The following is a 20,846-nucleotide window of genomic DNA, read 5'->3' on the forward strand; positions in this document are numbered from 1 at the left end:
CCTTCGTAATGATGTGCGGATGAACGGGTTCGAGCGTCGGTGCTGCTGTGGTGGGCCGCCGGACTCGGCAGCTCCATGGGACTCAGAGTGGCCGACGCCCTTTTGTTCCCGCCATCCCTCGAACGCGGGAAATGCCCGTGCCAGACTTCTGGGTTCGTGTGCGTCCCAGAAGTCTGGGGGGCGGTCAGTCGACACGACCCTCGTTCGCTGGTTGAGCCGGCACCGAGCGGAGCCGCCGGGCCGAGCAAGCGACGAAGGAGCGCATCGAGGTCGAGGCGCCGAGTCGAAGCCACTTGGTGACCCGACGCCGTTGCACAACCCCTGCGGACCCAGCCCCACACGCCCGGCGGGTTGCGGATGCGGCCCGGGGGAGCGAGTTCGCGGGATCTTCAGTCCACTTCAGACTCGCAACTTTCCATCCAGAATCCGTAACAGATGTGACTGAAGTGCACCACAGTCAACGATCCACGCACAATCAACGCGAATCGACGCACACTCAACGAAAAACGCTGCACAGTCGACAGTTTCGAGATTTCTGAGCCTGTGGAAACTCCTCGTAGTCGAACGAATGTTCCGGTACCTTGGAGTCATGCCAGAGCTCACCACTCTCCTCGATCAACTCATCGAGACCACCCCACCCGCGGACGACCCTACGGGCAGAGCAACATTCGACGCCCTCGACACGTGGCGCCTGATCCGCAATCTTGCCGACCACCAGATCGTCGCGCACGCAGCACAACTCGATGCTCTCGGGGTCGCACAGAAAGCCGGCAACACCACCAAGAAACTGCTGATCGAGTCAGGCCACGCACCGGCCGCCGCGCACCGCACCATGCGAAGCGTCGACGCCCTACCCGCGCTGCCCGCACTTGCCCGTCACGCCGCTGACGGGAGACTGGCCGGCGAAGTCGTCGATGCCATCGTCCGCGGCATGAACGAGATCGAAAAACGGTGTGGTGACTCCATTTCCGGGGGAGAACGCTCACGGTATGAGCTCGAACTCATCGCCCAAGCACTCTCCGGTGCAACACCGACTGAAGTGCTCAAGCATGCTCACGCCATCGGCAACGCCCTCGCCGATGCTTCTGCTGCCGGAACCCCAGCGTCGGACGATGCACGCTTGAACTCAGTGAACGCCCACACCACCGACGACGGCCGCGTCGAGGTGCGCGCCGACCTCACCCAGGTGGTGGGTGAGAAGTTCCTGGCCATGATCGACGAACGGTCCTGTCCGCGGCCCGAACCCGACGGCGCCGAGGATCGTCGCACCGCCGAGCAACGCCGCGCCGACGCTTTCGAGTTGATCCTCGACCAAGCCGCGATCGGCGCGACCATCGACACCGTCGGAAGCCCACGCACCCAGTTGATGCTGACCATTCCCGCGACCGGAGACCTCGCAACGCTGCCGTGGACCGGATCGGTCAGCCAAGCGACCGCGAAACAGGTGTCGTGCGACGGCTCGCTGACGGAGATAATCCTCGATAGCGAGGGCGTACCACTACAGATGGGTCACACCCGCCGGTTGTATCCGTCACACTTACGCAAAGCGATCATCGTCCGCGACGCCTGCTGCATCAAATGTGGTGCACCGCCGTCCCATACGCAGGTGCATCACATCCGGTCGTGGGCCGACGGCGGACCCACCGACCTCGACAACGGTTGCCTGCTCTGCCAGCGCTGCCACACCCAGGTCCACCACCACGGCTGGGACATCGTGATGGGTTTCGACCGACACCCCTGGCTCGTCCCACCCGCCAGTATCGACCCGCACCGTCGACCGTTACCCGCCTACAACCGCCGCACCATGCGACTCGACGCCGCCGCCTGAGCATCCAGCCAGAGACCACCAGATTTTCGCGTAGCACCTTCCGCACCCGGAGTCCGTCCGGGATCGCAGCCGTACTTTGACAACTCCACAGTGATGTCCCTCCGTGCCCTGTTCCCGCTGCGATCACCTTCGGGAACGGGGGTTACGGACAACGCAAGAACGGCCCCGCGCACAGGCTATCGACCCGCGAGACTCACTCCGTCACGGTTCACTGCTCGACCGCGACCACCTGGCCGCCCCGCCGATCACCCAGCCGGGTTCGGGTTCATGGCGACCGTCGAGCCGGCGCGCCCCGGTTGTGGCTCGCCTGACAGCAGCCCGGGTCGGCCGCATCCTCAGCCGGTTGCGGTCGTCGGCGACGATCTCGGAGTGCGCCGGGCAGGAGTGGTCGTCGGCGGCGTGGTGCGGGTAGAGACCGCCGCGCAATGTCGTTACCGGGCCGATGCTTTTGCGATCTCACCGGGCAGGACAACCGGGTGTCGCTCAGCGACACGTCGTGCTGAACGCGCCGTAGGTCAGTCCGCCAACGCTCGGTACGTCGCCGCCTCGAAGTCGCGGTACCCGTCGATCGATGCGGGGTCGACGAAGGGGAAGATCTGGGTGGCCCAGAAGCCGCCGATCCGGGTGTGGGGATCGATCCAGTAGTAGAGGTTGGCCAGCCCGGCCCACGACTGCGAACCCGCCTTGCGGCCGGTGGGGGTGTCGGTGTCGTTCACCATGAACGGATACGACCAGGATTTCGGTGTCCCCGGATCGAATTCGACATCGTGGCTCAGCGGCGGGATCACACCGGGCAGCCGCCGCACCGCGAGATCGCCGATCTGGTTGCGCAACGCCGTGGTGACGGTCTCCGGGCGCAGGATCTGTTGACCGCGGTCGGAGCGGCCTTCGCGCAACCACATTCGCAGGAAGGTCAGATAGTCGGGGACGGTGGACCAGAGGCCCTGCCCGCCCATGTCGATCTCGGGATCGGCAGGCTGTTCCCAACGGTGGTTGGGGACTAGCTCGCCCCGCTTGCGCATGTGCAGTACCGCTCGCCGACGCCGGGCGTCGTCGGACAGCGCGAAACCGGTGTCGGACATGCCGAGTGGGTCGAGGACCCGCTCGGCCATCACCTCGCGGAGACGGCGCCCGGTGACGGCCTCGATGACCTGGCCGGCCCAGTCCACCCCGGAGCCGTACTCCCACTCCGTGCCGGGATCGAACAGCAGCGGGGTTCGCAACGACGCCCTCGTCGCCGTGGCGACGGCGGGCACACCGTGGTCCGCGGTCAGTCGACGGTAGGTCTCGTTGAAGAAGTCGTAACCGAAACCTGCGGTGTGCGTGAGTAATTGGTGAGTCGTGACATCGGAGGCGGGTGGCCGCAGACGCGGCCGCCCATCGTCGTCGAAGCCCTCGATCACCTGCAGCTCGCCGAGCGCCGGGACGTAAGTGAGGGCCGGTGCGTGCAGGTCCAAGGCGCCCTCCTCGACGAGCTGCAGCGCGACCGTCGCGGTCACCGCCTTCGTCGCCGAGAACAGAGCGAAGACGGAGTCGACGGTCATCGGCTGCTCGTCGTCGAGCGCACGCACCCCCGCGGCACCGAGGAAGACCGTCTCCTCGTCGGTCGTGACGCCCGCGACCACCCCCGGCACCCGCGGCGCGCCTTCGGTCCGGGCGGTCAGGATCGGGGTCACCTCCTTGGCGAGGCGTTCGGATCGGACTGGTCCCGCAGAGGTCATGGAATGGTCTCTCCTCATCGAAGTGGAACGTGACCGGCCCCGACGAACGTCCGGAGTCGTTCGATGGCGAGGGTGAGGTCGTCGGTGGATGCGGCGTAGGACAGACGGACGTACCGGTCCGCGCCCGCGACCCCGAAGTCGTGGCCCGGGGTCAGGGCGACATGGGCTTCGGCGAGCGCCCGGTCGCAGAACTCGGCCGACGTCAGGCCCGTGGAGCCGACGTCGAGGTAGACGTAGAACGCGCCGTCGGGGATGACCGGCACGTCGAGTCCGATGTCCGCGAGCCCGTCCACGACGAGTTGCCGGCGTCGCGCGAACTCACGACGGTTCTGTTCGGCCACCGCCAGGGAATCCGGCGTGAAGCAGGCCAGCGCCGCGTACTGCGACGGCGTGGGCGGGCACACGTAGAAGTTCTGCGCCAGCCGCTCCAGCACCCCCACGAGTTCCGCGGGCACGATGCACCATCCCAGCCGCCAACCCGTCATCCCGAAGTACTTGGAGAAGCTGTTGATCACCACCGTCTCCGCGACGCCCGGCGAATCGGCGGCCAGGACGCTGCGCGGCGGCCGACCGTCCGGTCCGGGGTCGGACAGCCCGAGGTAGATCTCGTCGACGATCGACCAGCCGTCCCGGGCCGCCGCGAGCTCGCACATGGTCACGAGTTCCTCATACGGCATCGAGGTGCCGGTCGGGTTCGACGGGGTCGCCACGATGACGCCGCGGGTCGCGTCCGTCCACGCGTCGTCGACCTCGGCGGCGGTGAGCTGGAACCGGTTGGCGGGGCTGGTCGGCAGGAGCCGGACCCGTGCACCGAAGGCGTGCGCGAACTGGCGGTTGCACGGATAGGACGGGTCTCCGATGAGGACCTCGTCGCCCGGGTCGATCAAAGCTGCGCAGGCCATCAGAAGTGCCGCCGACGCGCCGGCGGTGACCGCCACCCGCGCCGGATCCACCGACGCCCCGAAGTGGTGGCCGTAGAAGTCCGCGATCGCCTCGCGCAACTCCGGGAGGCCGAGGGCACCGGTGTAGGCGAGGGGACGGCCGGTCGCCTCGCGGGCCGCGGCGAGGACCGCCGGTGGTGCCCCGAAATCGGGTTCGCCGATGTTCAGCTTGACGACGGAATGACCAGCCGCCTCGAGTTCGGCGGCGCGCTTCGCGAACTCCATCGCCTGGAACGGGGCGATCCCTTCGGCACGTCGAGAAATCCTCATGGGTGACATTGTGCGCGTCGGGATATCTGGCACCCGACCCCACCTCTCCGGCGGCGACGCGCACCGGCAGGCAGGATGTGGGGGTGCCCATTCCCGAATTCATCCGCGATCTGCGTGCCCAGGTCGGGACCCGCGAACTCTGGTTGTCCGGCGTCAGCGTCGTCGTCTGCGACGACGCCGGGCGGGTGCTGCTCACGCGCCGCGTCGACAACGGACAGTGGGCCGTCGTGTCCGGCGTCCTCGAACCGGGAGAGGAGCCGGCGCGGGCGGCCCTGCGCGAGGTCCGCGAAGAAACCGATGTCACCGCCGAGATCGTCAGACTGACCAGCATCGACGTCACGCCGCTGATCACCTACCCGAACGGCGACCGGACCCGCTATCTCGACGTCTGCTTCCTCGCGCGCCACGTCGACGGCGATCCCCGGGCCGCCGACGACGAGAACTCCGACGTCGCGTGGTTCGCGCCCGACGCATTGCCGTCCGACCTGACCGACACGTCGGCACTGCGGATCGAGAAGGCGCTGGCCGGCAACGCCGAGGCGTGGTTCCGACGGTAGGGGTTCCAGCGGTAGGGGGTCCCTCAGGGAAGTCCCTGAAGTTCGCCCCAGAAGTGCCGCCGAGCATCGCTTTCCGGCTTCGGCGGGCGCAGACTGGGCTCATGAGCACATCGACGAACAACACCACCGGCATGACCTTCTGGAAGGTCCTGGGCGTCATCGCGGTCGCGCTGATCGCACTGGCCGTCCTCGGCCCGCTACTCGAGGGACTCTTCTGGATCGCCCTCGTCGCACTCGCCCTCTACGGCGGCTACATGCTGTTCCGTTCGAACAAGAAGAACACGCCCCCGACCACCTACTGACCGGGCGTCACCCGCCGAACAGCAGCCAGAGCCCGAGGAACGTGTAGAAGACCATCAGCACCATCATGGTGAGCTGCCCGGTCAGCTGATGCCGGCGGGGCAGGAGACGCAACGATGCGTCGTGCGCCGCGGCCACTCCCAACATGTGGCCGCCGAGTACGAACGCCACCTTCAGGGTCACCGTGACCGTCGGGTGGTCACTCATCACGTACACCGGATGAGCATCGCTGAGCCACAGCACATTCCATCCCCTCCCCAACGGATCGCCGAGCGCGAGGACGGCTTCTTGTCCCTGTTCGACGAGTGACTGCAGGTAGTGGGCGAGGATGTAACCGATCACGATCGGGACCAGCGAGTGCGCCATCAGGCCGGGGAGGCGGCGCCGAAGGTCCGGTTGCACACCGCCGACCGCGCGGGCGGCCGTCCAGAACGTCACCGCGACGACGCCGATGAACACCAACAGGCCGGCGGTCGAGTACACGGTGGCGGCCGCCCGGCTGTCACCGGCACCGTCGGCGACGAGGTCCTGCCAGAACGCGATCGCCGAGAAGCTGTCGAAAGCGGTGGAGCCGAGCAGGATCGCGAGAACGGTGACGGTACCCGGGAGCACCGGGAGCGTGGGCAGCGAGTTCATCGGACTGCGGAGGATCACCCGGCCGGCGCTGTTGCGCGCGAACGGGGACAGGCGCGAGGCCACGGTGCTGTACACCGCGAACGGGTCGGCGTCCACGGTCCACCGCAACCCGAAGACCACGCCGCCGACGAGGGTGATGACCAGGTAGCAGAGAAGCCAGATCCGCACCGACGACACCGAACTCGGGTCGGGCGACGCCAATTCGAGCCAGACGAAGGCGAACAGGCCCAACGCCGCGGGCCACCAGCCCAGCCGACGCGGATACTCCCGCAGGCCGACGACCCGCGGGCCCCCGACACCTCGGGCGGCCCGCAGCAGGGTGCGGACCGGGGACAGCAGTCGCCACACCGGTCCGAGGAGTACCGACAGCACGGTCATGCCGACCCAGAGCAGCACATAGAACGCGCCCGGTAGGGGGTTCTCGTCGTTGTCGGGGCCGACGGCGGCCACGATCAGCCATGCGGTGAGAACCACTGCGGCGCCGCTGATCACGCCGCGCACCCAACGGTTGTCGACGGTCGCCGTCACCCATCTCGGGAGCTCTCGGCCGGCGTCCGGCCGACCGAATCGTGGTGTACGCCAAGCGAACGCGATGACCGCGAACGAGATGGTCAGCGCCCAGGCGCCGCCGATCAACACCGCGGTCAGCGGGACGGGCAGGTACTCCGAACCACCCAGTCCGTGGGCGAGCAGAACGTCAGTCGGCCTCGCGGGCGGGGTCATCGGCCTCGTTTCGGGTCGGGGGATCGGTGGGATCGGGGTCGCCGCCTGCCGGCTCGGCGGCAGTGCGGCCGGCCTCGCCCGGGCGGCCTGCGACGTCGTCCGCGTCGTCTTCGTCGTCCTCGTCGTCCCCGCGTCGACGGTCGACGATCGCGATCGCGACGATGACGCCCACCACCAGGAACGCGGGGATCACGGCCGGCAGCGCCAGCACGAGCGGATGCGTCGCCAGGTGGTGGACGCCGGGGTCGGCAGCGAGAGCGATCACGGCTGCGGCTGGAGTTCGGGCTCCCGCGCGCCCGATGTCGCCTCCCGGGCGTTCACCCGGCCGGCTCCCCACGACAGCGCCGCGATGAGCAGCAGCGAACACACGAGCACCACCAGGGAGGCGGCGCCGAACAACCACGACGGGTAGTCGAAGGTGCGCTCGCGCTGCAGGATCGATATCTCCGCGACGAACGGTTTCGTCGACGTCAGCTGAGCCGGCTCGCCCTCCGCGCCGATCGCCGGGTCGGCCGGCAGATACACCGGCACGCCCGCCATCGTGGTGCCGTCCTGTACGCGCAGGATGGTCTTCCATGATCCCGACACCGGCATCGGTTCGGTGGACCGGAAGTGGTTGGGGCCGACGCGCTCCAGCCGGTCGATGACGATGCCGCGGTCATTGTCGATCCCGCCCTGCCACGACATCAGCGTGACCCACTCGGGGTCGTCGCTGAGCGCGTCGGCCGGGTCGAGGAAGACCTCCGCCGTCACGTTCTCGTCGGCAGCCTCGTTCGGCCCGGCCGGGGTGAGGACGACGCGCGCCGTGACATCCGCGGGGACCGAGACCCGCAGGCCGTTGGCGACGGCCCCGCCGATCACCAGGACGGAGAGCACGACCGCGGTGATGCTGACCCAACGGGTCGGGAGCCGCTCGCCGACGCTGACGAGACCCAGCAACCCGCCGCACACACCGGCCGCGATGCCCACGGGGATCGCCATCGCCAACGCCTCACCCCACATGCCGGTGACCCACGGGAACGGGTAGGCCGCGGCGATCCACCAGGACTCGATCCAGAGACCGAGGGTCGCGACTCCGAGCCCGGCCACCGCGCCGAAGAGCACGCGGCGCTTGAGCAGCGGGGTCAGCGCGAGCAGTTCGATGACCACGGCCGCGCCGAGGTAGAGCGGGAAGACGTTGATCGGCGCACCCAGCGCCGGCCCCACGACGACCGCGACGACACCACGCAGCAGGATCGCGAAGACGGCCGCGACGAGCGCGGCGCCCGGCCCGAGACAGATCCGCGCGGCGACGAGGGCGAACGCCCCGGCCCCGGCGATCATCATCGGCTGCAGCACGAGCCGGAACTGCTCGACGCCGAAGTCGTACTCGATCTGGAACACCGACATGCCGATCACGAGCCCGCCGAAGGCCAGGCAGCGCACGAGCCACTGGCTCCGGCCGTCGTCCGGGGCGTCGGGACCCATGGCGGCCCGGCCCTCACGGTCGAGGATCACGACAGCGATGAGCGACAGGCCCGCGCCGCCGATGAGCATCAGGTGGGTCGGGCCCCAGAGGGTGACGTCCTGGCCGAAGATCCGATGCCAGACATCGTCGAGCGGGAACCCCAGCAGTGCGTAGAAACCGCAGCCCGCCAACAGGATTCCGCCCACCGGTGCGTACCAGTGACGCGTGATCCGGATCGCCGAGCGGCCGGGCTTGTCGAAGGGGAGGAACACCGACAGCATGCCGGAGATGAACAGCAGGAACAGGCCGACCAGGATGAAGTAGTGCGCCGGGTTTGCCAGCGGCCCCTCGTCGCGACCGTCGCCGATGTGCAGGCTCACGTCCCAGAGGAAGCCGAACAGCGCGCAGATGATCGTGCTGGTGAACAGGAAGATCGGCAGTGCCGCCCACGGTGGGCGGTTCACCCGGCGGGCGGCCCATTCGGACAGCGTGGTCAGCCACGTGATCTTGCGCGTGCGGTGCAGGTAACCGATCCAGAGCAGGCCGACCGACACGACGGCGGCCACCGCCGACATCAGGAAGACCTGGTCGAGTGCCGCTCCACCACCTTCGGCGGCGAGATGGAGGCGCGTGACATCGCTTGTTGGCATGGTCGAAGTATGCACAACCGCACCCGGGTCCCGGAAGTGCATTGGGCAAAACGGCGATCACGCGCGGTGAACGGCCCGCTCAGCTCATCCGATGGGGACGCACGACGACGTCGTGCAGATCTCCTCCGGCAGCTCGATCCCCGAGAGGCCGGGGATGTCGGGCAGGCCCGGAATGCTCGGCAATCCGGGCGCCGCCGGGGCCTCCGATTCCGGGGCCGGTGGCGTTGCCGCCCCGCCCGGCACGGTCACCCGCAGCGGCGCGGCGACCGTCGGGGTCGTCCCTGTCACCGGCGGGTTGGTGCCCCAGAACTCTTCGGCTGCTCCGGTGCCCGGTGGCAGCGTGATCGTGGTGCATCCCCAGTAGATGTCGTACGTGCCGTCCGGGATCGTCGTCGTCCCACTGGGTGTCGGCGGCGTGCCCTGAGAGATCCGCAGCGGCAACGACTTCGACGAGCCGGGGGAGATGAGCGCACCGAGCTCTTCCGGCGTCTGATATCCGAAGACGACATTGGTCGGGGCTCCGCCGGCCGGGACGCCGACGATCTCGCAGCCGATGCGCTTCGCGGCGTTGTTCGTCACCGTCAGGGTGACGGTATTGCCGGACACCGAGGGTGTCGCGGTCACATCGCTCGGCGCGGCGGTGGCGACGGGCGCGAGGGCGGCTCCGAACGCCGCTGCGGCGCACACCGCCAGGCCGACGGTGGCCGTCCGGACTCGGTTGCTCATACGGGTGTCCTTCCACACGGGTTTTTTGTTCCGACCAGGAAAAAGCAAGTCGCACGGTCGTCGGGAAATAACGGCAGTTCGCATTCCGTTCGATTCTCGTCAACGATTGTCACATCGTTCTTCACCCGGCTGGTATTCACATGACCGAATCGACAGAAATCTCCGGTCAATGCTCGACTCGGCCATTCTTACAGATATGGGTAATGCCCGCAGAATGAGGGTGGAAAAGACATTCGGCGTCTGATTCGCCGGTGCGAGAGGCCGGGCGGCCGTCGTGGCGCCACCGAACACCCGGTGGCCTGCGCGTCGGCTCGGTAATCTACTCGGGACGCAGGACGTCCGAACAGCAGGGCGACCGAACAGACCGGGGACGCCATGCCGACGGTGATCGCGACCATCAGTCTCAAGGGCGGGGTCGGGAAAACCACGCTCACGGGAGGCCTCGCCGACTTCCTCGCCGGCGTCTTCGGCAAGAAGGTGCTGCTCGTCGACCTGGACGCCCAGACCAACCTGACGACGATGATGATCGGGCAGGAACACTGGCTGACGTGCAACGCCCGGCGGCACACCGTCGCGACACTCTTCACCGACCTGCTCGACGGTACGGAATCGTTCGACCTCGAGGGCAGCGTGCAGCGCGATGTCTCGACCGTCGCCGGGCTCACCGGGATCGACCTGCTGCCGTCGTCCCTGGACCTGATCGAACTGGCCGAGGAGCTCAGTGCTCACCGGGTTGCTGCGGACGACCATCTGGCGGCCGTCGAGGTCCTGACGAACGCGTTGGCCCCGATCGCCGGGCAATACGACTACATCCTCGTCGACTGCCCGCCCAACGTCGGACCGTTCAGCCTCAACGGGCTGGCGATGGCCGCCGCATATCTGATCCCGACCATCCCGGATGTCCTGTCCACATATGCGATTCCGCACATCCAGCGTCAGGTCGCCGATTTCGGCACCGAATTGGGGCGGGAAATCGTCGAATTGGGGGTCGTGATCACCAAGTACCGGGCGGCGTCGACCCTCCATCAGGACACGGTGCGACGACTGAGACGGGACACCTCGATCCAGAACGTCCTCCCGACCTATCTGCACGAGGGCAACGCGATCGGTGCCGCCGCCGACTTCGCAACCTGGCCGAGCCTGCATGCGAAGTACGGCTACCACGGCCACTACGAACAGTTCCGCGATCTGACCCGCGCCGTGACGGTCGAGGCCGACGCCAAACTCGCTCGGGCCGAACTCGCTCGGGCCGAACTCTCGGGGGCGGTTCCGAGTTCCCGCGGCCCATTCGATCGACCGACGCCGAACCGCAGCTCAGGCGTCTAAGTTCATCTCAGCCGCCGACCGGTGGCGCCTCGTTCGACTCCTCAGGAGCTCCCATCATGCGCAAAGTGCACATCACCTCGGTTCTCGGCGCCGCAGCACTGGCCGTCGCCCTCACGGCGTGCGGTTCCGATGACTCGGCGTCGGGTGGCACCGACGCGGAGGCCACCGTGACCGTCGACGGTCAGGAACTGGAACTGGCGGACAAGACGGTCGGGTGCACCGACGCCGCGGGCAAGGTGACCATCGGGATCGGATCGGGTGGGGGCTCGGGTATCGGCGTCGTCCTGACGTCGGGTGACTCGCCCGAGGTGGAGTCCGTGGGGCTGGGCTCGCTCGACGGTGTGGTGCTGGCCTATCAGAAGGGTGCCGGCGGCGGCAGCGGCGAGGTCACCAAGGACGGGGACACCTACACGGTCACCGGTGACGCATCCGGGATCGATCCCGCCAATCCGACCGAGCCCGTGACCAAGTCCTACGAGATCAAGGTGACCTGCCCCTGATCCCGGTTCCGCCGCTTGGTCTCGGTCCGGTGACCGGTCCGGTCTCGATGTGTACACATTTTCCGCGGACACTGTTTGACGCTCTCTGGGTCTGGGTACTTTCCGATTCGTAGCGATTCGAGAGGTCTTCGCGATCTCTAACGATTTGCACAACGGATCAACGACGACCATAGGAGGCAGACATGCTGGGAATTGGCATCATCGCGTGGATCATCATCGGTGGCTTGGCCGGCTGGATCGCCAGCAAGATCATGAAGACCGATGCGCAGCAGGGCATCATCCTCAACATCGTGGTCGGTGTGATCGGCGGCCTCCTCGGCGGCTGGCTGCTCACCTTGTTCGGCGTGGACGTCGAGGGTGGAGGCTGGATCTTCAGCTTCATCACCTGCCTGGCGGGCGCATGCATCCTGCTGTTCCTCGTCAAGCTGGTGACCGGCCGCGGTCGCACCCGCGTCTGAGCTGAGGTCTGCCGGACCCGCCCTCGTCTCCGCCCCGGCCCGACGTTCGCATCGAACGTCGGGCCGGGGCGGAGTCGCGTCGGGGCCGTGTCCGGTGCGAGTGCATGTGCGTACGTTGGAGTGGGTACGAGATTGGCGACCGCGCAAGTGAGCAACCGAAAGTGAGCATCCAGTGACTCGAGTGGCGATCATCGGCGGACACGGCAAGATAGCGCTGCGGCTGGCGCGGATTCTGTCGGAACGCGGCGACGAGGTGACCTCGATCATCCGCAATCCCGAACACGCCGACGACGTCGCGGGCACCGGGGCTGTTCCCGTGGTCGCCGACGTCGAGACCCTCGACACCACCGGCATCGCCACCGCGATCTCCGGCCACGACGCGGTGGTGTGGACCGCGGGGGCCGGCGGTGGCGACCAGAAGCGGACGTATGACGTGGACCGCGATGCCGCGATCCGGTCCATGGACGCCGCCGTGCGGGCCGGAGTCCGCCGGTACGTGATGGTGTCCTACTTCGGCGCCGGACCCGATCACGGTGTGCCCGAGGACAACTCTTTCCACGCCTACGCCGAGGCCAAGGCGGCAGCGGACACGTACCTGAAGTCCACGGAACTCGACTGGACGATCCTGGGACCCAGCAAGCTGACCGACGAGAACGGCACCGGCAGCATCACCCTCGGGGGTGACCGGGTCGAGGGTGACGAGGTCAGCCGGGACAACGTCGCCCAGGTTGCGGCGGCAGTTATCGACCATCCGGCGGCGGTGCACGAGGTGATCGAGTTCAACGACGGCGACACCCCGATCCTCGATGCCTTCCCACGGTCCTGAGGAGCCGGATCCCCCTCGTGCCGCCGTTATCGCGGCTTGTCGCGAGATCGTCGGCGACGCGCATGTCCTCACCGACCCGGACGCCACGGCAGGGTTCCTGACCGACTGGACCGGGCGGTACCGTGGAGCGGCGGAAGCGGTGGTCCGGCCGCGCACCACCGACGAGGTCTCGCGTGTGCTCACCGAATGCGACCGTGCGGGCATCCGGGTCTGCACGCAGGGCGGTAACACCGGGCTCGTCGGCGGTTCGGTGCCACCGGCGGCCGCCCCGGGCGGCCGCTGGATCGTGCTGTCGACGGTGCGGATGACCGACATCGACGAGGTGGACACCGTCGGTCGTTGTGTCGGCGTCCAGGCCGGCGCGACCGTCGAATCCATCGACCTCCGCGCCGCGGCGCATGGCCTCTCGTTCGGTATCGACCTCGCCTCCCGCCAGAACGCGACCGCGGGCGGGGTCGTGTCGACCAATGCCGGTGGGACGCGGATGATCCGGCGGGGCAACGCGAGGTCGCAGGTAGTGGGGATCGAGGCCGTCCTGGCCGACGGTCGGGTCCTCCGCCGGTGGACATCCCTTGTCAAAGACAATGTGGGATACGACCTTCCGGCCCTCTTGGCCGGCAGCGAGGGAACCCTCGCGGTGATCACCCGGGTCCTGTTCCGACTCGTCGCGCCGCCCCCGGCCGCCACCGTCGCGGTCGCCTCGATCAAGCGCGTCGAGAACGCCATCGGGCTGATCGGCGCCGCGTCGGCGGCGGGACTGACCGTCGAAGCCGCCGAACTGATGACCGAGGCCGGGGTTGCGCTCGTCGCCGAATACGGGCACCGGCGCCCGACGGCGACGCCGGGACCGTTCTACGTCCTTCTCGAGGTGTCGGGGACCGGGGACATCGAGACCGCCACCGTCGAGCTCCTCGATGATGCCACCGGGATCATCGACGCCGTGCTCGCACCGGCGCCGGCTCGCGCCCTGTGGTCCGGTCGCGAGGGCCACACCGACGCCATCGCCCGGTCGAGCGCGACACCGGTCGTCAAGCTCGACATCTCGGTTCCGATCAGGGCACTGCCCGAGGCATTCGCCGAACTGTCCCGTGTGGGTTCCGAAGACGAATTTCCCTGCCGCCCCATTCTTTTCGGACACGTCGGTGACGGCAACATCCACGTCAACCTGCTCGACGTCCCGCCGGCGCAGGCCGACACGGTCACCGACCACGTGTTCGGGATCGTGGCCGCCAACGGCGGGAGCATCAGTGCCGAGCACGGTATCGGCCGCGCGAAGTCGGCCTGGACGCACCTCGGCCGCGACGCCACCGACCTCGCGACCATGCGCGCGATCAAGGACGCGCTGGACCCGCGGGGAACCCTGAACCCGGGGGTGATCTTTCCGTGAGGACCTTACCGGTGGACCGAACCGGGCGGCGCGGGCGGCGGGCGCACGGAAATCCTGCGATCATGCACGGGTGGCTGATGTGAACCTCGATGGGTTGACCGCACTGGCGGATCGCTACGGCGTCGCTTCCAGCTATGTCGGCTGGGGTGACGAGCGGCACGAGGTGGACCAGGACACATTGGTCGCGGTGCTCCGGGCGCTCGACGTCCCCGCGGGTTCGCCCGAGGAGATCGAGAACTCGATTCGCGAGATCGACGAGCAACCATGGCGTGAGTTCGTCCCGGCCGTGACCGTCGTGACCGAGGGCGCGGGAGCCACGTTCGCCGTGCATGTTCCGCACGCGCACCTGGTGAAGGTGTGGGTGGTCAGCGAGACCGGTGACGACGTCGCGGCCCCCCAACTCGATGTCTGGGTCGAGCCGCGCGAGGTCGACGGCGTGCTGATCGGCCGTGCGACGTTCGCCGTGCCCGACGACCTCCCCACCGGGTATCACCAGATCAAGGCGCTCGATCTCGACGAATCATCGGCGTCGAGCGCGCCCCTGATCGTGACGCCGCGCCGCCTGCACACGGCCGACCGGCTGATCGGCCGGAAGCGATGGGGACTCGCCGCGCAGCTGTACTCGATCCGATCGGCGGACTCGTGGGGCGTGGGCGACTTCGCCGATCTCGCGGGGATCTGCGAGGTGGCCGCCAGCGCGTACGGCGCCGATTTCGTCCAGGTCAATCCACTTCACGCCGCCCAGCCGAAGGCGCCGATCGAGGCGTCGCCGTACCTGCCGGTGACGAGACGGTTCGTCAATCCGCTCTACATCCGGATCACCGACATCCCCGAACTGGACGGACTGTCGAAGTCGCAGCGCAAGTGGGTCAAGGCGTTGGGGCGCAGCTTCCTCGACGAGAACACCGCGACCGACAAGATCCGGCGCAACAAGGCATTCCGCGCCAAACTGGAAGCGCTCGAACTCATCTACGGTGTCCCGCTCGCCCCGGCCCGGGCGCACGCCTACCGCGCTTTCCGGCGCCGGGAGGGTAAGGGCCTCAAGCGTTTCGCGACGTGGTGCGCACTGGCCGAGCGGTACGACGCCGACGACCCGCGCTGGCAGGGCAAGTTCGCGGACCCCGCGTACATGAAGAAGAAGCGCCGGAAGATGGCCCGGCGCATCGACTTCCACATGTGGCTGCAGTGGATCTGCGACGAACAACTGGCCACCGCCGCGCACGCGGCGCGATCGGCCGGCATGGAGATCGGTGTGATGGCCGATCTCGCGGTCGGGGTCGCCCGGCACAGCGCCGATGCGTGGGCCCTCGGTGACGTACTCGCCACCGGTGCGACGGTGGGGGCACCGCCCGACGGTTTCAATCAGCAGGGCCAGGACTGGGACCAACCGCCGTGGCATCCACGACGCCTCGCCGAGGCCGGTTACGAGCCCTACCGCGACATGATCCGCACCGTCCTCCGACACGCGGGCGGTGTGCGCGTCGACCACATCCTGGGCTTGTTCCGGCTCTGGTGGATACCCGACGGCAGCAGCCCGGCCCAGGGCACCTACGTGCACTACGACAGCGAAGCGCTGATCGGCATCCTGGCGCTCGAGGCGCAGCGCGCCGACGCGGTTGTCGTCGGCGAGGATCTCGGGGTGTTCGAACCGTCGGTGCAGGACTCACTCCGCGAACGCGGAATCCTCGGCACGTCGATCCTGTGGTTCGAACAGGGGTCTGACGCCGCGACCCCGCCTGAGGACTACCGCGAGCTGTGTCTGACCTCGGTGACGACCCACGATCTGCCCCCGACCGTGGGATATCTGGCGGGCGACCACATCACGCTACGATCGCGGCTGGGCCTGCTCGCCTCAGGGGAGGACGCGGAGCGGGCGCGCGATGCACGTGAACGCGACGCCGTCCTCGAACTCGCCTACGAACGCGGCCTGCTGTCGCGGGACACACCGCTGACGGATCCGAAGGTGGTCGATGCGTTGTATGCGGTGATCGCCCGCAGTCCGTCGGTACTGCTGAGCGTCGCCCTGGTGGATGCGGTGGGGGAGCGACGAATCCAGAACCAGCCGGGCACCGACAGCAGTCAGTACCCGAACTGGTGTGTCCCCCTGGCCAATTCGGAGGGCGACGTCGTGCTCGTCGAGGACCTCGTCAGCAGCGTGCGCTTCCGCCGCCTCGTCTCGGTGCTCAACCGATCGGGGCTCAACGAGTCGGGCGTGCCAGGTTCCTGACCGAGACGATGGTCAGTACGAGTGCGATGAGGGCCAGCACGGCGACCCCGATGTTGAACGCGATCCCGGCGGGCCGGAGACCCCAGTGCTGCGCGGTGATTCCCTGGCCGACGATCGGGATCGAGATCGCGACGTACGCGACGACGAAGTAGGTCGAGGTGACCTCGGCCTTGCGTCCCGCCGGGGTTGCCGCCACCACCGACGCGAGTCCCTTGCTGAACGACATGCCCTGCCCCACACCGCAGATCACCGCTCCGCCGAGCAACGCCGGGGTCGATGCGGCGACCAGTCCCAGAATCGACAGGCCGGTCCCGAGGATGAGGATGGCGCAGCCGGCGATCAGTGCTGGTTCGGTGGGCATCCGGCGCACGACGATCTGGGTGACCGCCGAGGACGCGAACAGTACGAACACCAGGAAACCGGTGAATGCGTGGTCGTCGATGCCGAGGATGTTCGTGACGAAGGACGGCATCACGCCGGTGAAGGTGCCCATCACCGCGAACCCGGCGAATGCGGCGATCGACGCCCGGACGAAGACGCCGCGGATGTCGGCCGGGACCGACAGCCGCTGGATGCCCAGCCGGGCGCCGGGAACGACGTCCGCCGTCTCGGGCAGCCGCCAGATGCCGATGAAGACCAGGACCAGTAGTGCCAGATCGAGTACGAACGGGGTGTGCAGCGGTGACGGGGCGTACTCGGCGAGGAGCCCGGCGATCAGCGGTCCCAGCCCCAGGCCACCGATGTTGGCCGCGGTCGCCACGGCCGGGGCGCGTCCCCGCCACGACGCGGGGGCCAGTTCGATGACCGCGGTGGTGGCGGCGCCGGCGTAGATACCCGCGGACAGACCCGACAGCACCCGGCCCAGCAGCAACTGCCAGACCGGTCCGGCCGTGAGGAAGACGACGGCGCTGACCGCCGACAGGATCGCTCCGGCGATGAGCATCTTGCGCCGGCCGATGACGTCGGACCAGCGTCCGAAGCCGATCAATGCGGCGATGACGCCGGCCGCGTACACGGCGAAGATCACGGTCGTGGTGGTCACGCCGAAACCGAGTTCCTCGCCGTAGATCGCGTAGAGCGGTGTGGGCAGCGTGGTGCCCAGCATGATCACGGCGAAGGCGTAGACCGCCGCGGCGAAGGATGCGCCGGTCGGAGCGGGGGAGGCGGGGGCATGCGAATGGTCAGACATGGCAGCTGACACGCTACCGCCGCGTCCGGGAGGCTTCGGCCCTGGTCTCCCGGCTGTGTGCTGGGTTACGGTAACTGTCGGTAACGGTAATTCAGGGTGAGCGAAGAGGGGGTGTCGGATGCAACCAGAACTCGACGTCGTGATCGTGGGTGCCGGCTTCGGCGGGATGGGTGCCGCGATCGAACTGAAGCGACAGGGCTTGGACGACATCGCGATCCTCGAGCGGGAGGACGACCTGGGCGGGACGTGGCACGTGAACCACTACCCGGGATTGGCCGTCGACATCGCGTCGGTCACCTACTCGTATTCCTTCGAACCCAACCCGTACTGGTCACGGCTGTTCGCCCACGGAGCAGAGCTTAAGCGGTACGCCCACCACGTCGCCGACAAGTACGACCTCAAGCGGCACATGGAGTTCGGAACGGTCGTCGAGTCCGCGACCTGGGACCCCGACGAACAGCTGTGGCGCGTCCGCACCGCGTCCGGCACCGAACGCACGGCGCGTTATCTGGTGACCGCGACCGGGTTCCTGTCCCAACCGCACGTCCCGGAGTTCCCCGGCATCAAGAACTTCGCGGGCACGATCCTGCACACGGCGGACTGGCAGGACGGGTTCGACTTCACCGGCAAGAAGGTCGCCGTGATCGGTACCGGCGCGACCGCGGTGCAGCTCATCCCCGAGATCGCCGCCCGCGCCGAGGCCCTGACCGTCTTCCAGCGCACCGCGATCTGGGTGGTGCCCAAGATCGACTTCGCGATCCCGTCGCTCGTCCAGCAACTGTTCGGCCGGTTCCCGCTCACCCAGCGTGCTGCGCGGCTGGTGAACTCGTCGCTTCTCGAACTGCTGATGGTGTTCGGCGTCCTGCACTACAAGCAGGTGAAGCCCGGCAACAAACTCGCCGCCCGACTGGCCCAGGCGCACCTGCGGCGTCAGATCGCCGACCCGGAACTACGGCGGAAGCTCACCCCGGACTACGACTTCGGTTGCAAACGCCCGACCTTCTCCAACACCTACTTCGCCAGCTTCGCCCAGCCGAACGTCACCCTGCAGACCAGTGGCATCGGCGGCCTCGAAGCCGATGCGATCCTCGCCGCGGACGGCACCCGGACCGAGATCGACACCCTCGTCCTCGCCACCGGGTTCAACCTGTGGGACACCAACTTCCCGGCCTTCGACATCGTCGGCCGGGATGGGCGCAACCTCGGCGAGTTCTGGCGCGAGAACCGCTTCCAGGCCTACGAGGGCGTCACCGTCCCGAGGTTCCCGAACCTGTTGTCCCTCAACAGTCCCTACTCCTACAGCGGCCTGTCGTACTTCACGACCATCGAGGGGCAGATGAAACACATCGCCCGCCTCTTCGGAGAACTGCGCCGCCGCGGGCAACGGACGTTCGAGGTGACCGAGGAGGCCAACAGCGCCTTCCTCGACGAGGTGACCGACCGTCTGCAGTCCTCGGTGTTCTACAACGGGGACTGCGCGTCGTCACGCAGTTACTACTTCAACCAGCACGGGGAGGCGACGCTGCTCCGTCCGGCCTCGACGCTGCGAACTCTCCGCGAGATGGACTCGTTCCCGTTGCGCGACTACGAGTTCAGCTGAGCGCTCCTCTCCGACAGCGCCCTGAGGAGCGCCCGGAGCTTGCGGAGGGCGCGTCACAACGGGTTCAGCAACTCCGGCCCGTTGTTGGCGACGCGGTTGACCAGCGGGGCGACCTCGCGGATCGCGATGGCGTCGACCAACGACTCGGCCGGTGGGGCGAACAGCTCGTCGGGTGCCCGGCCGTCCGGGTCGAGCCAGGCATCCCAGTGCTCGTACGGCATGATCAGCGGCATCCGGTCGTGGACGTCGCGCAGCTCCCCGACCGCGTCGGTGGTGAGAATGGAACAACTGAGCAGCGGCTGGGTGGCCTTCTCGGACGACTCGGGATCGGTCTTGGGGTGCCACACCGACCACAGCCCGGCCATGAAGAGCCGGGTCCCGTCCTGCGGCGACATGAAGAACGGGATCTTGGTGGGTTTGCCCTTGCCGTCGGCCGGGCCCTTCTTCCACTCGTACCAGCCGTCCATCGGCACGAGGCATCGACGCGACTTGACCGACGAACGGAACGAGCTCTTCTCCGCGGCGCTCTCGGCGCGCGCGTTGAACAGCAGCGGCCCCTTCCCGACCTCCTTCGCCCACGGCGGTACCAGCCCCCAGCGCATCGCCCGGACGCGGAGCAGCGGATCGTCGTCGGGATCGTCGGGCGAGTGTCGCTTGACGACGGTCATCACGGTCGTGGTGGGCGCGACGTTGTAGTTCACGCCCGGTGACCGGGGCGCCGCGTCGAGATCGGTGGAGTCCGCACCCGCCGGCTCGGGTACCTCGTTGACCGCATCGATCTCGGCTGCCAGCTTCGCCGGGTCGGTGGTCACCGCATAGCGTCCGCACATGGTGTCCATGCTGCCCTAATGGTGGCCCGGCCTCGTGATGAGTGCCCGTTCCGACAGCCGACGATCAGCCCACGGCGATGTCGGCGACGACGGCCTCGGTGACGGACACCAGATCGGCCGGGGCCAGCTCGATCTCGAGCCCGCGCTTGCCGGCGCTGCAGAGCACCCGGTCGAAGTGCGTGGCCGAGGAGTCGACGACGGTCGGCAACAGGGTCCGCTGGCCGACCGGGGACACGCCGCCGAGAACGTAGCCGGTGGCCCGGGTGACCGCCTTGGCGTCGGCCATCTTCGCCTTCGACGCGCCGAGTGCGGCGGCCGCCGATTTGAGCGACAGCTTGGCCGGCACCGGGACCACCGCCACCGCCAGGCCGGGCCGGTCCCCGCCGGAGAGTTCGATGACCAGCGTCTTGAAGATCTGCTCGGCACGGACACCGAGGGTCTCGGCGAGGGCGGCGACCGCCTCCGCGCCGTAGGCCTCCGATCGGGGGTCGTGCGCGTACCGGTGCACCGAGTGGTCGATCCGGGCGCGTTCGAGCGCGGCGATCGCCGGGGTGGACGCCATGGTCGGTTACCTCCTGGTCGTGAGCGGGGTCGCGGCTGCGCGCGTGCGCACGAGGCCACGGTGATCCGCGCCGAGACGATCGCGGGGGCGGGCCGGGAACAAACCGCGCGTTGCGCTCTGTTGGGACTGATCGGACAACGGA

General features: G+C 68.1%; 19 protein-coding genes. 10 read left to right on the forward strand and 9 right to left on the reverse strand.

What is annotated here, in order from left to right; all coding sequences use genetic code 11:
* Positions 1-568: 568 nt before the first annotated feature.
* Positions 569-1,828: a DUF222 domain-containing protein gene (locus ACFVHY_RS20185; protein WP_390275063.1), complete on the forward strand. Its 1,260-nt coding sequence runs from the start codon at positions 569-571 to the stop codon at positions 1,826-1,828.
* A 515-nt stretch (positions 1,829-2,343) separates the two neighbouring features.
* On the opposite strand, the gene ACFVHY_RS20190 is transcribed toward ACFVHY_RS20185, so the two are convergent.
* Together ACFVHY_RS20190 and ACFVHY_RS20195 are read right to left on the reverse strand one after the other, a co-directional pair.
* Positions 2,344-3,549 (reverse strand): serine hydrolase domain-containing protein, encoded by a 1,206-nt coding sequence (locus tag ACFVHY_RS20190; protein ID WP_390275065.1) that lies wholly within the window; start codon positions 3,547-3,549, stop codon positions 2,344-2,346.
* A 14-nt stretch (positions 3,550-3,563) separates the two neighbouring features.
* The gene (locus ACFVHY_RS20195) at positions 3,564-4,760 is read right to left on the reverse strand and encodes a pyridoxal phosphate-dependent aminotransferase (protein ID WP_390275067.1); all 1,197 of its coding nucleotides are present in this window, start codon (positions 4,758-4,760) and stop codon (positions 3,564-3,566) included.
* 83 nt (positions 4,761-4,843) lie between these two features.
* On the opposite strand from ACFVHY_RS20195, the gene ACFVHY_RS20200 reads away from it, so the two are divergent.
* Together ACFVHY_RS20200 and ACFVHY_RS20205 are read left to right on the forward strand one after the other, a co-directional pair.
* Positions 4,844-5,317 carry an NUDIX domain-containing protein gene (locus ACFVHY_RS20200; protein WP_068971499.1) on the forward strand — a complete coding sequence of 158 codons (474 nt, stop codon included), beginning with the start codon at positions 4,844-4,846 and terminating at the stop codon, positions 5,315-5,317.
* Positions 5,318-5,418: 101 nt separating this feature from the next.
* Positions 5,419-5,619, forward strand: a complete 201-nt coding sequence (locus ACFVHY_RS20205) for a hypothetical protein (protein WP_078113354.1) — start codon at positions 5,419-5,421, stop codon at positions 5,617-5,619.
* Positions 5,620-5,626: 7 nt separating this feature from the next.
* Here ACFVHY_RS20205 and ACFVHY_RS20210 read toward each other — a convergent pair whose 3' ends face one another.
* From ACFVHY_RS20210 to ACFVHY_RS20225, 4 genes are all read right to left on the reverse strand, one after another.
* On the reverse strand, positions 5,627-6,976 hold the full coding sequence (locus ACFVHY_RS20210) for a hypothetical protein (protein WP_390275069.1): 1,350 nt from the start codon (positions 6,974-6,976) through the stop codon (positions 5,627-5,629).
* Complete coding sequence (locus ACFVHY_RS20215) at positions 6,951-7,241, reverse strand: hypothetical protein (RefSeq protein WP_390275072.1); 291 nt, start codon at positions 7,239-7,241, stop codon at positions 6,951-6,953. The genes ACFVHY_RS20210 and ACFVHY_RS20215 overlap by 26 nt, the downstream gene beginning before the upstream one ends.
* Positions 7,238-9,073, reverse strand: coding sequence for a hypothetical protein (locus ACFVHY_RS20220; RefSeq protein WP_390275074.1), 1,836 nt, complete (start codon positions 9,071-9,073; stop codon positions 7,238-7,240). Before ACFVHY_RS20220 ends, ACFVHY_RS20215 begins: the two co-directional genes overlap by 4 nt.
* An 84-nt stretch (positions 9,074-9,157) precedes the next feature.
* The gene (locus tag ACFVHY_RS20225) at positions 9,158-9,799 is read right to left on the reverse strand and encodes a hypothetical protein (RefSeq protein ID WP_078113386.1); all 642 of its coding nucleotides are present in this window, start codon (positions 9,797-9,799) and stop codon (positions 9,158-9,160) included.
* Between the two features lie 375 nt (positions 9,800-10,174).
* Between ACFVHY_RS20225 and ACFVHY_RS20230 the strand changes: the two genes are divergently transcribed.
* The 6 genes from ACFVHY_RS20230 to malQ all read left to right on the forward strand — a co-directional run bounded on the left by ACFVHY_RS20230 (position 10,175) and on the right by malQ (position 16,523).
* Positions 10,175-11,125, forward strand: a complete 951-nt coding sequence (locus ACFVHY_RS20230; RefSeq protein WP_390275076.1) for a ParA family protein — start codon at positions 10,175-10,177, stop codon at positions 11,123-11,125.
* Positions 11,126-11,181: 56 nt separating this feature from the next.
* A complete protein-coding gene (locus tag ACFVHY_RS20235) occupies positions 11,182-11,625 on the forward strand; it encodes a lipoprotein LpqH (protein WP_058251911.1) in 444 nt (147 codons plus the stop codon).
* A gap of 182 nt (positions 11,626-11,807) precedes the next feature.
* Positions 11,808-12,083: a GlsB/YeaQ/YmgE family stress response membrane protein gene (locus ACFVHY_RS20240; RefSeq protein WP_004023462.1), complete on the forward strand. Its 276-nt coding sequence runs from the start codon at positions 11,808-11,810 to the stop codon at positions 12,081-12,083.
* Positions 12,084-12,255: 172 nt separating this feature from the next.
* Positions 12,256-12,909 carry an SDR family oxidoreductase gene (locus ACFVHY_RS20245; protein WP_390275079.1) on the forward strand — a complete coding sequence of 218 codons (654 nt, stop codon included), beginning with the start codon at positions 12,256-12,258 and terminating at the stop codon, positions 12,907-12,909.
* Positions 12,890-14,296 carry an FAD-binding oxidoreductase gene (locus ACFVHY_RS20250; protein ID WP_390275081.1) on the forward strand — a complete coding sequence of 469 codons (1,407 nt, stop codon included), beginning with the start codon at positions 12,890-12,892 and terminating at the stop codon, positions 14,294-14,296. The genes ACFVHY_RS20245 and ACFVHY_RS20250 overlap by 20 nt, the downstream gene beginning before the upstream one ends.
* Positions 14,297-14,375: 79 nt before the next feature.
* Positions 14,376-16,523, forward strand: coding sequence for a 4-alpha-glucanotransferase (gene malQ / locus ACFVHY_RS20255; protein ID WP_390275141.1), 2,148 nt, complete (start codon positions 14,376-14,378; stop codon positions 16,521-16,523).
* Here malQ and ACFVHY_RS20260 read toward each other — a convergent pair.
* Positions 16,495-17,712 (reverse strand): MFS transporter, encoded by a 1,218-nt coding sequence (locus tag ACFVHY_RS20260; RefSeq protein WP_390275084.1) that lies wholly within the window; start codon positions 17,710-17,712, stop codon positions 16,495-16,497. The genes malQ and ACFVHY_RS20260 overlap by 29 nt on opposite strands.
* A gap of 118 nt (positions 17,713-17,830) precedes the next feature.
* Between ACFVHY_RS20260 and ACFVHY_RS20265 the strand changes: the two genes are divergently transcribed.
* Entirely contained in the window at positions 17,831-19,312 is a 1,482-nt protein-coding gene (locus tag ACFVHY_RS20265) for a flavin-containing monooxygenase (RefSeq protein WP_390275086.1), read from the forward strand.
* A gap of 53 nt (positions 19,313-19,365) precedes the next feature.
* Here the strand turns inward: ACFVHY_RS20265 and ACFVHY_RS20270 are convergent, their stop codons facing one another.
* On the reverse strand, positions 19,366-20,142 hold the full coding sequence (locus ACFVHY_RS20270; protein ID WP_390275142.1) for an SOS response-associated peptidase: 777 nt from the start codon (positions 20,140-20,142) through the stop codon (positions 19,366-19,368).
* 64 nt (positions 20,143-20,206) lie between these two features.
* Positions 20,207-20,704, reverse strand: a complete 498-nt coding sequence (gene ybaK / locus ACFVHY_RS20275) for a Cys-tRNA(Pro) deacylase (protein ID WP_390275089.1) — start codon at positions 20,702-20,704, stop codon at positions 20,207-20,209.
* Positions 20,705-20,846 lie beyond the last annotated feature (142 nt).

The organism is Gordonia sp. NPDC127522 (assembly GCF_042672305.1).
Classification (GTDB): Bacteria; Actinomycetota; Actinomycetes; order Mycobacteriales; family Mycobacteriaceae; genus Gordonia; species Gordonia hongkongensis.

What these genes read in the sequence shown, in the direction of transcription:
- ACFVHY_RS20185 (WP_390275063.1), top strand. Translation starts at nt 569, where the DNA reads ATGTTCCGGTACCTTGGAGTCATGCCAGAGCTCACCACTCTCCTCGAT.
- ACFVHY_RS20190 (WP_390275065.1), bottom strand. Translation starts at nt 3,549, where the DNA reads ATGACCTCTGCGGGACCAGTCCGATCCGAACGCCTCGCCAAGGAGGTG.
- ACFVHY_RS20195 (WP_390275067.1), bottom strand. Translation starts at nt 4,760, where the DNA reads ATGAGGATTTCTCGACGTGCCGAAGGGATCGCCCCGTTCCAGGCGATG.
- ACFVHY_RS20205 (WP_078113354.1), top strand. Translation starts at nt 5,419, where the DNA reads ATGAGCACATCGACGAACAACACCACCGGCATGACCTTCTGGAAGGTC.
- ACFVHY_RS20210 (WP_390275069.1), bottom strand. Translation starts at nt 6,976, where the DNA reads ATGACCCCGCCCGCGAGGCCGACTGACGTTCTGCTCGCCCACGGACTG.
- ACFVHY_RS20220 (WP_390275074.1), bottom strand. Translation starts at nt 9,073, where the DNA reads ATGCCAACAAGCGATGTCACGCGCCTCCATCTCGCCGCCGAAGGTGGT.
- ACFVHY_RS20225 (WP_078113386.1), bottom strand. Translation starts at nt 9,799, where the DNA reads ATGAGCAACCGAGTCCGGACGGCCACCGTCGGCCTGGCGGTGTGCGCC.
- ACFVHY_RS20230 (WP_390275076.1), top strand. Translation starts at nt 10,175, where the DNA reads ATGCCGACGGTGATCGCGACCATCAGTCTCAAGGGCGGGGTCGGGAAA.
- ACFVHY_RS20235 (WP_058251911.1), top strand. Translation starts at nt 11,182, where the DNA reads ATGCGCAAAGTGCACATCACCTCGGTTCTCGGCGCCGCAGCACTGGCC.
- ACFVHY_RS20240 (WP_004023462.1), top strand. Translation starts at nt 11,808, where the DNA reads ATGCTGGGAATTGGCATCATCGCGTGGATCATCATCGGTGGCTTGGCC.
- ACFVHY_RS20250 (WP_390275081.1), top strand. Translation starts at nt 12,890, where the DNA reads ATGCCTTCCCACGGTCCTGAGGAGCCGGATCCCCCTCGTGCCGCCGTT.
- ACFVHY_RS20260 (WP_390275084.1), bottom strand. Translation starts at nt 17,712, where the DNA reads ATGTCTGACCATTCGCATGCCCCCGCCTCCCCCGCTCCGACCGGCGCA.
- ACFVHY_RS20265 (WP_390275086.1), top strand. Translation starts at nt 17,831, where the DNA reads ATGCAACCAGAACTCGACGTCGTGATCGTGGGTGCCGGCTTCGGCGGG.
- ACFVHY_RS20270 (WP_390275142.1), bottom strand. Translation starts at nt 20,142, where the DNA reads ATGTGCGGACGCTATGCGGTGACCACCGACCCGGCGAAGCTGGCAGCC.
- ybaK (WP_390275089.1), bottom strand. Translation starts at nt 20,704, where the DNA reads ATGGCGTCCACCCCGGCGATCGCCGCGCTCGAACGCGCCCGGATCGAC.